The organism is Shewanella sp. GXUN23E (assembly GCF_050865035.1).
GTDB lineage: Bacteria > Pseudomonadota > Gammaproteobacteria > Enterobacterales > Shewanellaceae > Shewanella.
The window spans coordinates 17,267-30,024 of sequence record NZ_JBOZWP010000011.1; the positions used below are offsets into that span (position 1 = coordinate 17,267).

Consider the following 12,758-nt stretch of genomic DNA (forward strand, 5'->3'; position numbering starts at 1 on the left):
GTAACATAGCGGCAAAATAGCCAAAGCCTTTGCTTTGGCTATTGTTTTTTAAAGATAAAAGGCGTTAACTGCAGATATTGGATACAGGTGCACAAGGAGTGGTTATGCCTGAGTCTGAGCCCAAACCCGCTGATAATTCCGGTGAACTTCACCCCGGTATGTATCATCCTGCCGCCTTTTATGTCCCTTCCGCCCGGGCCTCGCCGCCAGCATCGCAGGCAAGCAGTGTGCAACCCACTGAGCTGAGCGATTACCGGCTTTCACATCATGAGGTTCCCCGAAGTTGGGAGGCTGTCTTGATCGTGTTGCTGTTTGTGATTTGCCTGGTGCACTGGCTGTGGCAACAGCGTCATTGATTTGCACCTGTCTCAGGCCAGAGATTAAAAAAACGCACGAAGTCCTGCCATTGGCGCAGCGCAAGCTGCAGATCGCCGGCACAAAAACTCACCTCTGTGCCAGGCATGCACTGCGCCAGTCGCCACTGGGCGCGACGGCTCAGACTGAAGGGTTTGGGGTAGCCTCCCAACGTCTGGCGATCGCTCATCAGCACGATTGGCTGCCCATCGGGCGGCAGCTGCATGGCTCCCATGGTGATCCCTTCGGAAATCATACCCTTGGCATTGATTGCGGAGGCGCTGGCGGAGACTGGCGGTCCTTCCAGGCGGATCCCCATGCGGTCGCTTTGGGGGCTGATGCGATAGCGGCCGCTCAGCAGCGCGCTCAGGGTTTGTTCATCGAAGTCGGCGTGCTGGGCACCGGGCAGCAGACTCAGGCACACCGGCTGGCTATAGTCGGGCTGAAATTGGTCTGGCACCTTATGCAGCACCTTGGTGTGTGAGTCTTTGCTAACTGTCAGTAATTCACCGCTGGCGACTTTTTCACCATTCAGCCCGCCCAGTTTATTGCGCAAAACCGTGGCGCGACTGCCCAGCGCTACTGGCGTTTGAAAGCCGCCTGCGACCGCCAGATAACTTCTAACTCCCTGTGATGTCATGCCCAGTTTCAGCTGTTGACCCGCCCGAAGCTGAAAACTGCGCCAATTGGCCTGGGGCTTACCCGCTGCACTGGCGGACATGTCGGCGCCGCACAGCGCCAGGGTCATATCCTGACGGGCGACAAAGCTGGCGTTGCCCAGGGTGATTTCCAGCACGGCGGCGCTCATGGGATTGCCCAGCAGGCGGTTGGCCCAGCAATAAGCGTGCAGGTCCATGGGGCCACCCTGACTCAGTCCAAGCTGTGCCCCGCCAAAGCGTCCCACATCCTGCAGCAACGTCAGCGGACCGGGGGAGATTACTTCCAGCGCGGACATGGCTCGCCTCCCAATGCCAGAAATGCTTCCCTGTCTATGCCATAAAATTCCACCTGATCACCGGTCGAAAATGGGCTCATGGGGTCATGTGTCGGGTCGAACAGCGTGAGTGGGCAATTACCTATGATCTGCCAGCCACCGGGGGAGGCATCCGGATAGACGGCGGTCTGCGATTCGGCAATACCGACGCTGCCTTTGGGAATAAGCACTCTGGGGTGGGGGTGTCTGGGATGGCAGATGGCGTCATCGACCCGGGCCAGAAAGGCAAAGCCAGGTGCAAAGCCGATGGCGCAAACCGTGTAGCGGCGATCGGCATGGCGGGCGATCACCCCGGCCTCAGTCAACCCGGCGTGGCGTGCAAGCCCGGGTAGATCAGGGCCATATTCGCCGCCATAGAACACGGGCAAGCGATGCAACCTGGGCTGCGGTATATCGGCCTGACTGCTCTGCCACAGGCCGGGCAGTGCCGATGCCAGCGTCTCGAATGACAATCTGAGCGGATGATACTCCAGCAACAATGTGGTGTAGGAGGGGATCAGCTCCAGCAGTGCGCTGCCATAGCAGCCTTGCAGCGTGTGGGAAAAGGTGGCGATTCGGCTGGCAAGTGTGGGATCGATGGCATCCGCAAAACGCAGCAGCAGCTGATTTTCACCAACCCGGACAAGCTGTGGTGACGCTGAGGGGGTTAGGGGCTTGGATGTCATTGGCTGGCCAGTTGCGCGGCGATAGCCGCTATGGTGTTAACCGATGCCGGGTTATCACCGTGGACGCAGATACTGTCCACCTCCAGCGGCAATAGGCTGCCATCACAGGTGTTGACCGCGCCGCCTGCCAGCAATTGGGTTTGGCTGAGGATGGCCGCTTCACTGTCCAGTACGGCGCCGGACTCACTGCGGGGCATCAGTAGGCCATCCCGGGTATAAGCCCGATCGGCAAAGGCTTCCAGCAGCAGCGGGACTCCGGCTGCGCTGGCCAGCGCCCGGTACTGACTGTTATCGGCGCGGCTTAGAATCATCAGGCTGAGATGGCCCGGTAATCTGGCCACAGCCCTGAGGATGGCATTAAATACCGCAACGTCCTGCATCATCAGGTTGTAAAGCGCGCCATGGGGTTTGACATAGTCCACCCGGGCGCCAAACTGCGCGGCAATACCCATCAGCGCGCCCGTTTGATAGGCGATAAGATGGGAAATCTGCTCAGATGAGTGGGGGATATGCCGGCGGCCAAAGCCCTGCAGATCGGCGTACCCAGGGTGGGCGCCAATGCTGACATTATGCTGCTGCGCCAGTTGAACCGTGGCGGCCATCACATCCGGATCTGAAGCATGAAAGCCACAGGCGATATTAGCCTGCTGAATATGCGGCATGACCTCTCTGTCCAGTCCCATGGGCCACTGGCCGAAACTTTCTCCCATATCGCAATTCAGCGTTACCCCTGTTGTCATTGTCTGCCATCGGCTCCTGTGTGGTGTCTGCTGTTCATGATTGGGCTCTATGACTTTGTTGTCAAAATGTTTGTTGCTGGTTAGTGTGGTGTTTTGCGACCTCAAACGGAACAGCCCAATCTGTGATAACCCCAGCCGTTAACCGACAGCGTGTCAACGCTCAGGTCTTGAAAGTTCTGGCCGTCAAAGCCAAAGCCGTGAAATCATCGTCATGGGTGAAAGTCGCTGCGCTGCCCGGCCTGATTGCGCTGTGGCTGCTGGTTGGTTTTGCCGCGATGGCCGCCCATCCTCTGGGTGAACAGTCTCAGGGCAAATCTCCGGGTGTGCGCTGGGATATGCCGACGCCTTATGGCGATGCCACTCACCACAGTCGCAATCTGCGGGCGTTTGCCCAGGATGTGGCGCAGACCTCGGGGAATGAACTGCAAATCGTGCTGCATACCGGCGCGTCGCTGTTTAAACACAATGAATTGCCCAGAGCCGTGCGCAGTCGGCTGGTGCCCATAGTGGAAGTATTCGGTGGTCTGCTGGGCAATGAAGATCCGCTGTTCAAGCTCGATAATCTGCCGTTTCTGGCCACTGACTTTGACGCTGCCCATGACCTGTATCTGGCCAGCAAACCTGAGATGGAGGCCGCATTGGCGCAGCAGGGGCTGATGCTGCTGTTTTCTGTGCCCTGGCCGCCCCAGGGGCTGTACAGTCAGCAGCCGGTTAACGACCTGGCAGATTTTAAAGGTGCCAGAATGCGGGCCTACAGCCCGGTTACCTCAAGACTGGCGCTGTTGCTGGCAAGTCAGCCCACCACAGTGCAGACGGTGGAGATCCCTCAGGCTTTTTCTACCGGCATGATAGAGATGATGATCACCTCGCCCACCACGGGTGTCAGCTCCCAATCCTGGGATTATGTGTCCCACTACACGGATATTCAGGCCTGGCTGCCGCGCAATCTGGTGCTGGTTAATCGTCAGGCGTTTGAGCGGCTCTCCCCCAAGGCGCAGCAGGCATTGCTTGCCGCCGCCGCTCAGGCCGAGGCCCGCGGCTGGCAGTGGGCGCAGCAGGAAACACTGGAGAAAACCGCCCAGCTGGCGGCGCAGGGAATGCAGGTCAGCCCGCCGTCACCGGCGTTGATGCAGGGACTGAAACAGACAGGCGAAGTCATGACCCTGGAGTGGCTGCAGGAGGCCGGTGCCCGCGGTGAAGCAGTGCTGGAGCGCTATCGCCAGCGAAGGAGCCATCAACCATGAAGCCGCAGGACAAGATCACGCCAGAACTGACGCTCAGCCGCCCAGTGCGATTGTGGCTGGAGCGCCTGTATCTGGCCGGTGCCTTGCTGGCGGCGCTGGCTATTGTGCTGATTTGCCTTTTGATCCTCGCCCGTGTGGTGGGCCGCTGGTTTGGTGTGATTGTCCCGGCGGCGGACGATCTCAGTGGTTATCTGCTGGCAGCTTCGGCCATGTTGCCACTGGCCTATACCTTAAGGCGCGGCAGTCATATCCGGGTCACCCTGATTGCCGCCAGGGTAACCGGGGCGCTGCGCCACTGGCTGCAGCAGGGAGTCTTACTGCTGGCACTGCCGCTGGCGGGCTATCTGAGCTGGCATCTGGCCTTTATGGTGTGGCAAAGCGCGCAGTTTCACGAAATGAGCACCGGCTATCTGGCGTTTCCCATCTACTGGGTGCAGTGGCCGCTGCCTCTGGGGATGAGCCTGTTTACCCTGAGCCTGCTCGATACCCTGCTGACCGGCACAGGTGCTGCCCTGGCCGAAAGTGATGATGCCCTGACACAAAGTGATGAGGCGCTTACCCCAAGCGACCCACAGACTGAGAATGGCCAGCCGATCAGGGGTGAACATGAATGAACTGACGATCGGCATGCTCCTGCTGCTGGCGCTGTTTACCCTGCTGTCGGCCGGGCTGTGGATTGCGCTGACGCTTATCATGGTGGGCATGCTGGGCATGGCGCTGCTGGGCAATGATGCCTTTGGGCTTAACTATGCGCTGGCGACCTGGGGCGTGCTGTCAGATTGGTCGCTGGCGGCCTTGCCACTGTTTATCTGGATGGGGGAGATACTGTTCCGCACCCGCCTGGCGGGCAATTTATTCGACGGACTCAGGCCCTGGCTTGCTCATCTGCCGGGGCGCATGTTGCATATCAATATCTTAAGCTGCGGGATGTTTGCTGCGGTATCCGGCTCATCGGCGGCCACTGCCGCCACCATAGGACGCATGACCCTGCCTGAGCTCCGCCGCGCCGGTTATGACGAACGCATGGCCATCGGCACCCTGGCGGGGGCCGGCACCCTCGGACTGTTGATCCCGCCTTCCATTATCCTAATTGTCTATGGGGTGGCGGCCGAGGTGTCTATCGCCCGGCTGTTTGTCGCCGGTGTGTTGCCCGGCATCTTGCTGGTGGCGCTGTTTATGGGCTTTACCATGCTGTGGGCGCTCAGGCATACCGATGCCATGCCGGCTGACCAACACTGCTACAGCTGGCGGGATAAGTACCAGTCATTATTGAATTTATTGCCTGTGGGCAGCCTGGTGGCACTGGTGCTGGGCAGTATTTTTGCCGGTTGGGTGACCCCCACCGAAGCGGCGGCACTTGGGGTGCTGGGGGCTTTGCTGCTGGCGCTGTCGGGTGGGGAGTTGAGTGTGTCTCTGCTGGCCGACAGCCTGATGGGGGCGGTGAAAACCGCCTGTATGATCCTGTTTATTTTGGCCGGGGCGGCGTTTCTGACGCTGGCGATGGGGTTTATCGGCTTACCTTCGATGCTGGCGACCGAGATCGCTCAACTTGGGCTGTCGCCGCTGGCGCTGATCGCCTGTCTGACCTTGCTGTTTGTGCTGCTGGGCTGTTTTCTGGATGGCATTTCCGTGGTGTTGCTGACTACCTCTGTGGTGCTGCCCATGGTGCAGCAGGCGGGGATCGATCCGCTGTGGTTTGGTATCTATCTGGTGCTGGTGGTGGAGATGTCGCAGATCACCCCACCTGTGGGCTTTAACCTGTTTGTGATCCAGGATCTTACCGGCCGGGACATGCTGTATATCGCCCGCTGCGCCCTGCCGTTCTTTTTGCTGCTGTTGCTGGCCTGCGTGCTTATCACCCTCTGGCCAGACATAGTCACCGCCTTGCCCACCATGATGTAACAGGTTTCCCATGCGCCTTGTGTCCGGCTTGAGTCACGGGTGACTGTCTTTCTGGCTTGCTGTCCTTTGTGTTGGCCTGTTTGCCAGGCATTCCCTGAACTGCCCGGCAGCCTTGCCGATCTCCGCCTACACTGAAGTTAATCAAGTCATTGCTGTTTAAGACTTATCTGCGTTGTTTTCGTGTTGTTTGTGCTGATATCTGCAAGGTTTTGAGGGGATGGATGGTGATGAATCGAGGCGTGCTGTTGCTGCTGGTGCTGTGTTTTCCCGGGTGGGGCCGGGCGGAATCGCTGGCGTCCTTTCCTGCTGATCTGAGTCAGCTGATTCAGGTCAAACAAAGTGTTATCCCCGGCAAGGATGTGGTGCTGTCTGCCGATGTGCCCAGCTATTTGCTGGAAACCATCAGGATGTACAACTGGATCAATGAGGGGCAGGGCACCCGTCTGACCATCTATGTGCCCAAAGAAAAACTGGAGCAATACCGTAACCACGGTCCTTACTCGGATGGCCTGTCAGCCGTGGCTATTTATGAGGAGGGGAATGTGGTGTTCGTGACTGAGCACCTGGCGGGGGAAGTGCTGTACGGCACTTATAATCAGGCGGGACAGGATATCAGCGACAGCCATCCATCGCTGGCGATAGACACCTGCTATGCCTGTCATGATGGTTACAAGGATATCTGTATCAATGGCACCTGCGGCCAGCTCAACAGTCTGCCGGTTAGGTAAATGACAGCACTGCGCCAATCCATCCGCACCAAAATCTTCGTCTCTCACTTCATCCTGTTGGCTGCGGTGATTGGCGCGCTGTCGTTTTACAACTACCGGCAGGCACTCGATACCCTGGTGGAAACCACCATAGTCACCCGCAAAGCCAGTCTGGGCGCTTTGTTGTATGAGATCAGTGATGCGGTAGCCGGGGGCAACTATGCCAATCTGCAATCGCCCAGGATCAGCGAGGAGATCAACCGTCAGCAGGGGCTGTTGTATCTGGAAGTCTCGGGGCGATCCAGTCAGTCCGGTCAGCCGATCGAGGCGATCTACAACCGCCTGGTCGGTCATATGTGGCGATCTGAGTATCCCGGGGATTATCAGGCCAGCATGGATGCCCGGATCAGCGCGCTCAATGAGCACAGTGATCCGGAACGGGTGGATCAGGGCAAGCTGGATTTTTTGATGGGACGCATTGAGGATGCCCGCGAGGGGTTTGCCCGTAACCAGAAGCTGAATCAATCCTTCCGTCAGGATCTGAGTGTGTTTCGCGGTGCGCAGGAGTCGCGGATGGATTTCGATCGCCAGCTGCTGTATTTGGATCTGCCGCTGAGCACCGGGGTCAGGGGGCATGTGGAGATCCTGTTTGACACCCAGGCGATCGCTGCCATTAAGGGGCAGTTTGTCGGTAATGCGTTGCGGGAAATGCTGATCGGCTGTCTGCTGGCCTTGCCTGTACTCTGGTTGCTGTCCAGCCATATCGCCTCGCCGTTGAATAAGCTCACCTCCTTTATGCGCCAGCGTCATCACCTGCAGCCAACGGCCCAGGTGCCTTGTCTGAGACGGCGCGATGAAATCGGCGAACTGGCCATGAGCTTCAGTATCCTGCTGGATGATTTGATGGACAAAAATCGCGAGCTGGAGAACCTGAGCCGGTTCGATCCCCTTACCGGACTGCTGAATCGCCGGGGATTGGCCGAACGCATTACCGAGCTGAAAGATACTCACCCTAAGATGCTGATCGGTTGTCTGTATATGGATATTGATCATTTCAAAAAGTACAACGACAGCTATGGGCATAATGCCGGTGATCAGGCGCTGAAAACGCTGGCCGAGGTTTGCCGCATCAGTGCCGAAAAGCTGGGCGGATTTGGTTTTCGTCTCGGCGGTGAGGAGCTGATGTTACTGCTGCCGCTGCTCAATATCGAGGATGGCAGGAGTATCGGAGAGTCGCTGCTGGAGCGGGTTAGAGGGCTGGCAATCAAGCACAGGCAGGGCGGGGATAGCGGCTTGCTGACACTGTCCATTGGCGTGGCAGTGTGGCAGGCCGAACGTCTGCACGGTGACAATGCCGAGATGTTGATCGCCGAAGCAGACAACGCCCTGTATCGGGCCAAACATCAGGGCCGGAATCGGGTCGAACTCGCCGCGACTTCGCATCAGGGCGCCTCCTTCGGTATCAGCTGGGAGATATAACCCCAGTCCCTGCATCATTCAGTCCCACGGCCATTCTGCACCTCCAGCTTGCCCGGTGCTCTGCTGGCAATTTATCGGAGAGCTTCCGGGGCAATCCAGACTCGACAGCCGTTGAAACTTTCATTTGTGGCAGTTGATCCGCTTCTCCGCTCATGGGACGTTAGGCAGATACCCGAAACCTGGCATCGACTTCAGGAGGCCTGCATGTCTGATATCTATTCCGCGACCTTTATCTTCGGTAAAGGCCAATACGATGAAGAATTTTACGCGCTGGATAATGTGATCGCCGAACATACCCGTCAGACGCCGGGTTACCTGGGGCTGCAGAGCTGTGAGGACAGGGTGCAGAATCTGCTGATTAACATCTATTACTGGCAGGGCAGGCAGGGGCTGGAGATGCTGATGCAGGACTCGGTACACCTCAAGGCCAAACAGCGACATTACAACTGGCTCAAAGGCTATCAGGTGATCATTGCCAGAGTGGAGCAGAGTTATGGCGATGGACTGTTGGCGCAGGCGCTGGATTTCCCCGCGGACAGCTCGGTGAGTGTCAGAGCGATCACATAGCGGTAATTTGCATTAGCTGAAAATTTCATAATAAACAGTATGTTGAATAAGGTGCGACAATCGGTCGCATGGCATCTGTTATCGCCTTTCACAAAGATACGCCCGGTGTTGAACTCTGTGGATGTATCTGATGAAGTATTTTGCTCTTTCTCCCGTCATGCTGGCACTTTGCTATACCCCAGTCAGTGTGGCGCAGCAGATAGATGAAACCCTGGTGGTGGTCGGCAGTCGGGTGGCGACCGAAATCGCCGGTGTCAGTGGCAGTGTTGCCGCTATCAGTGCCGATCAGCTGCAGTCCAGCCTGGCCAACAACCTGCAGGATGCCATCAAGGCCGAACCCGGGGTGGAAGTAGCAGGGACCGGCAAGTTTGGTTTGGGCAGCTTCAATATCCGCGGTATGACCGACGATCGCGTCAAGCTGCTTATTGACGGCATTGAGCAGCCGGTGTTCTTCAAGGCCGGTACCGGCTCGCCGCACACCAATGTGATCAACGAATACTCAGGCCAGATTGAGCTCGATACCCTGACTGCCATCGAAATCAACAAAAATTCGGCCTCCAGTCTGTACGGCAGTGACGCCATTGGTGGCGCCGTGCTGCTGCGTACCAAATCCCCGGACGATATTCTGCAGGGCGATGAGCAGGCACTGGCGGTCAGCTTCGGTTACAGCGGCGCCAACGCCGGATTCAAAAATACCTGGGAAGGTGCAGTGGATCTGGGCGACTGGCAGGGCTTGATGATTTACACCTTCCGCGATGAATCACAGACCCAAACCCATGACGACAGTCTGGATGTGATTGGTGTGCAGCGTGGCATCGCGGATCCGGCCGCCTATACCAGCCATAACCTGTTGCTCAAGAGTGTTGCGCAGCTGACCCATTCGCAGACCTTGTCGCTCACCGCCGAGATGTACCGTAAAGACGGCGATACCGATCTCTGGTCAATGGAAGGTTATCTGGTGCCTGCCCGTCGTGGCGGCAAAGACACTATCTACATAGGCAACCGACTGGAGAGCGAGCAGGCGCGCTGGCGTTTGACCGCAGCCCATGAGTGGCAGGCGGACCTGTCCTGGTTTGACTTCTCCCACTGGCAGCTGAGCTGGCAGCAAGCCACTACGGACAACAGCAATTTCCGGGTCAAGAACACCGACTGTCTCGGCGGTTGTGAGCTGGTGCGCAACCGCGAGGATCGTCATCTGCAGCTGCATGGCCAGTTTGATAAAGCCATCGACTGGTCAGCAGCATCCCAGACGTGGAGTTATGGCTTGTCTGTGGTGCGCAGTGAATTTGATTCTTTCTTTGAAGATCATGATTTTGCTGCCGGCACTGTGGCCCGGACCAGTACCACCATGCCTGCTGCCAGTGCGCTGCGCAGCGGGGTATTTGTCAAACAACAACTGGCGCTGGATGGCTTGCCGCTCACCTGGGATCTGGGGCTCAGATACGATGACTACCGCACCGATCCTGCATCAGATCTGCCCGAGCATCAAAGCGATGTTCTCACCTATAACGCAGGACTGATGTGGACAGTCTCAGATGCGCTGTCAGCCTATGTCACCGTTGGCAGCGGCTACCGGGCGCCGTCTTTGTATGATCTCTACTACCGGCTGGATCTGCCCCATGTGGTGATTTTGCCCAACGAGCATCTGCAGGCTGAACAAAGCACCAACTCAGAGCTGGGCATGCGCTGGTTCGGCAGCGGATTGCAGGCAGAAATTGCGTTTTATTACAGTGATTTTCGCGATTTCATTGACAGCGTGACTGACGACTCAGTGTTCCCGGCGGTGATGCAGTATCAGAACGTGGGAGAGGCCTGGATCCGTGGTCTGGAACTGAAAGCCCACTATCAGCTGGACAGCTGGATTGAAGGCGGCTTCATGCGTTTGTCCGCGGCCTGGGCCGAGGGCGAGAACCGCAATACCGGTCGTGCGCTGGACAGCGTGGCACCGTTTAACACCACGCTGACGCTGGGTTATGAGCATCCATCCGGTCGCTGGGGCGGCGAGCTGTTTGCCAAATACAGTGATGCCAAAACTGCAGATGACTGGAGTGAGCTGGATAATCTGAGCGCGCCGGATTACCTGTATCTGGATCTGCTGGCCTGGTGGCAGATCAATGATCGACTGAAGCTGCAACTTGGGGTGATGAACCTGAGTGATGAAAAGTACTGGCTGTACCCCAATCTGGCCGGTCAGCAGCCGGATGAACAGATCAATCCGGATCGCTTTACTCAGCCGGGTCGGCATATCAACGCTGCGCTGCAGTACCGTTTCTAGAGGCCTGCATGGAAAATAACGCCAACCGTCCTGGGCTGAAACTGCTGCAGTGGACCAGCGTCGCCGTGTTTCTGGGCACGCTGGCATTGGGGTTGTTAACCCCGCAAACCAGTGAACTCTGGGTGCGCAGTCTGTTCTGGAGCCTGTTCTGGCCGGTGCTCACCGTGTTTGTGCTGTTGCTGGCCGGGCCATTGTTCTGCGCCCTGTGCCCCCTCGGGGTGATGGGGCGCTTTATCAGTCGTCATGGTCTTAAATGGCGTTTGCCCAACGCCCTTGGCTGGAGTGGTCTGAGCGCGCTGATGCTGCTGCTCAGCTACTGGCTGGTGAATACAGTGACGCCGGGCTATGGCCGCTTGCCGCTGGTGTTTACCCTGGCATTTTTCGGCGGTTATCTGCTGCTGATGGCTGTGCTGTCGCTGCTGTACCGGGATGCCCCTTTCTGCCGCTCTTTGTGTCCCTTTGCAATTCTGACGCGGATATTTGCCGGTCACGGTTATGTGCGTCTGGGTCATGTGTCCCGGGGCACAGTTCAGCAAAGCGAAAGTGAGCAGGGCTGCCGCGATTGCCGCAAATCGGACTGTGCTCGCCAGTGTCCACAAAAGCTGTCACCCGCCAGGCTGGCCAGTCAGAGTGCTGAATCGCCGGCGGCGGACTCTGCGGCCAGAGAGGCGCGCTGCAACCTGTGTCTGGCCTGTTATCGCCAGTGTGACCGTTTGCGCCTGCAGCCGGGAAAGCGTCGAGTGCAGCCGTCTCTGAGTATGACTTCAGCGCTGACTCTGCTTATTCTGACGGCGCTGGTGGTGATTGAATCCCAGCTGGCACATCGCTGGGATCGCACCGCCTGGCGGGAGCTGATGCCCTGGCACACGCTGGATAGCTGGCTGAGTGGGCTGTCTTTGCCCTGGCTTGCCAGCCGCTCACTGGCGCTGGCGTTGTGCTCGCTGTTGCTGACACTGTTGCTGGCCGTTTGCTGTGCACTGGCAGCAGCGGCGCTCAGCCGCCGCCCCTGGCGCGAATTGCTGCCAGCCATGGCGGCGGTCAATACCCCGTTGTTGCTGTGCCTGCTCTTGTCCCACGGTTTGATGATGCTGGCGATGCGGGGCATTACCCAGCTCAGCCAAGGGCTTGGACAGCTGTTTGGACTGGATTGGGCGCTGCCGGCACTGGCTCGGGATTCGGCGTTGATGCCGGTATTGGGTCTGCTGGTATGGCTGGGCGTGCTGTGGAGTCTGGCCAGGGCCTGGCAATGGGCGGTGAGTCTGAGCCGTCGGGCGCTGACTCGCATCGGCCTGTGGCTGCTGGCATCGGCCCTGGTGTGGTTGTTCGTCGGCCTGCGTTGGGGCGGTATGCTGCTCGCCGCTCAGGCGGCCAGTTGTCATTGATATGTCTGCGGGGCTGCGGCTCTGGCCAGTGTTTTGGGCCGGTGCGGGCGGCAGCCCTGCAATAGTCTCAGACAAGCAGCCCAGCGGCGTGATTGATCTCTGACAGGGCCTGGTTTATTTCAAACAGCTGGCCGCGGATATCGCGGATGCCCATGGCTGTCAGACGGGCGCTGTGCATCGCCAGATAGTCGGCGGCAGTTTGTTCACTGGCAAACAGATATACGCCACCGGCACGTTGGCTGGCGGGATTTTCTGTCCAGATCTTCCACAGCATACCGGGTTCCTGATTGATAGACTCGGCCAGCGGTTTGAGCATGGCACTCATTCCGTCACCGAACGGACCCTCATAGTGAAAATCGACCTGCAGCAAGGTTGGCATATCAATACTCCTTTAAATGATATGAAAAGCAGCATCATAGCTGTAATCCAAAGCCGGGATGTTGCGTCAG

Annotated in this window: 13 protein-coding genes; 9 read left to right on the plus strand and 4 right to left on the minus strand. The window is 58.1% G+C overall.

Annotated features, from left to right (window positions below):
• The first annotated feature begins 104 nt into the window (after window positions 1-104).
• Window positions 105-356 (plus strand): hypothetical protein, encoded by a 252-nt coding sequence (locus ACRRUX_RS11220; RefSeq protein ID WP_432530257.1) that lies wholly within the window; start codon window positions 105-107, stop codon window positions 354-356.
• On the opposite strand, the gene ACRRUX_RS11225 is transcribed toward ACRRUX_RS11220, so the two are convergent.
• Genes ACRRUX_RS11225 through ACRRUX_RS11235 form a run of 3 tightly spaced genes read right to left on the minus strand, consistent with a single transcriptional unit; the run spans window position 350 to window position 2,753 of the window.
• Entirely contained in the window at window positions 350-1,309 is a 960-nt protein-coding gene (locus tag ACRRUX_RS11225) for a biotin-dependent carboxyltransferase family protein (protein ID WP_432530259.1), read from the minus strand. The genes ACRRUX_RS11220 and ACRRUX_RS11225 overlap by 7 nt on opposite strands.
• A complete protein-coding gene (gene pxpB, locus ACRRUX_RS11230; protein WP_432530261.1) occupies window positions 1,291-2,013 on the minus strand; it encodes a 5-oxoprolinase subunit PxpB in 723 nt (240 codons plus the stop codon). The genes ACRRUX_RS11225 and pxpB overlap by 19 nt, the downstream gene beginning before the upstream one ends.
• Window positions 2,010-2,753: a 5-oxoprolinase subunit PxpA gene (locus ACRRUX_RS11235; RefSeq protein ID WP_432530263.1), complete on the minus strand. Its 744-nt coding sequence runs from the start codon at window positions 2,751-2,753 to the stop codon at window positions 2,010-2,012. Before ACRRUX_RS11235 ends, pxpB begins: the two co-directional genes overlap by 4 nt.
• Before the next feature lie 122 nt (window positions 2,754-2,875).
• On the opposite strand from ACRRUX_RS11235, the gene ACRRUX_RS11240 reads away from it, so the two are divergent.
• The 8 genes from ACRRUX_RS11240 to ACRRUX_RS11275 all read left to right on the plus strand — a co-directional run bounded on the left by ACRRUX_RS11240 (window position 2,876) and on the right by ACRRUX_RS11275 (window position 12,309).
• Entirely contained in the window at window positions 2,876-3,997 is a 1,122-nt protein-coding gene (locus tag ACRRUX_RS11240; RefSeq protein ID WP_432530265.1) for a TRAP transporter substrate-binding protein, read from the plus strand.
• Window positions 3,994-4,611 carry a TRAP transporter small permease subunit gene (locus ACRRUX_RS11245; protein WP_432530267.1) on the plus strand — a complete coding sequence of 206 codons (618 nt, stop codon included), beginning with the start codon at window positions 3,994-3,996 and terminating at the stop codon, window positions 4,609-4,611. The genes ACRRUX_RS11240 and ACRRUX_RS11245 overlap by 4 nt, the downstream gene beginning before the upstream one ends.
• Window positions 4,604-5,899 carry a TRAP transporter large permease gene (locus ACRRUX_RS11250; RefSeq protein ID WP_432530269.1) on the plus strand — a complete coding sequence of 432 codons (1,296 nt, stop codon included), beginning with the start codon at window positions 4,604-4,606 and terminating at the stop codon, window positions 5,897-5,899. The genes ACRRUX_RS11245 and ACRRUX_RS11250 overlap by 8 nt, the downstream gene beginning before the upstream one ends.
• A gap of 221 nt (window positions 5,900-6,120) precedes the next feature.
• Window positions 6,121-6,627, plus strand: coding sequence for a hypothetical protein (locus ACRRUX_RS11255; protein WP_432530271.1), 507 nt, complete (start codon window positions 6,121-6,123; stop codon window positions 6,625-6,627).
• The gene (locus tag ACRRUX_RS11260) at window positions 6,628-8,085 is read left to right on the plus strand and encodes a GGDEF domain-containing protein (protein WP_432530273.1); all 1,458 of its coding nucleotides are present in this window, start codon (window positions 6,628-6,630) and stop codon (window positions 8,083-8,085) included.
• 204 nt (window positions 8,086-8,289) lie between these two features.
• Complete coding sequence (locus ACRRUX_RS11265; protein ID WP_432530275.1) at window positions 8,290-8,652, plus strand: hypothetical protein; 363 nt, start codon at window positions 8,290-8,292, stop codon at window positions 8,650-8,652.
• Window positions 8,653-8,782: 130 nt separating this feature from the next.
• Window positions 8,783-10,927, plus strand: coding sequence for a TonB-dependent hemoglobin/transferrin/lactoferrin family receptor (locus ACRRUX_RS11270; protein ID WP_432530277.1), 2,145 nt, complete (start codon window positions 8,783-8,785; stop codon window positions 10,925-10,927).
• A gap of 8 nt (window positions 10,928-10,935) precedes the next feature.
• The gene (locus tag ACRRUX_RS11275) at window positions 10,936-12,309 is read left to right on the plus strand and encodes a 4Fe-4S binding protein (RefSeq protein ID WP_432530279.1); all 1,374 of its coding nucleotides are present in this window, start codon (window positions 10,936-10,938) and stop codon (window positions 12,307-12,309) included.
• 67 nt (window positions 12,310-12,376) lie between these two features.
• On the opposite strand, the gene ACRRUX_RS11280 is transcribed toward ACRRUX_RS11275, so the two are convergent.
• Window positions 12,377-12,688 (minus strand): monooxygenase, encoded by a 312-nt coding sequence (locus ACRRUX_RS11280; RefSeq protein WP_432530281.1) that lies wholly within the window; start codon window positions 12,686-12,688, stop codon window positions 12,377-12,379.
• Window positions 12,689-12,758: the final 70 nt, after the last annotated feature.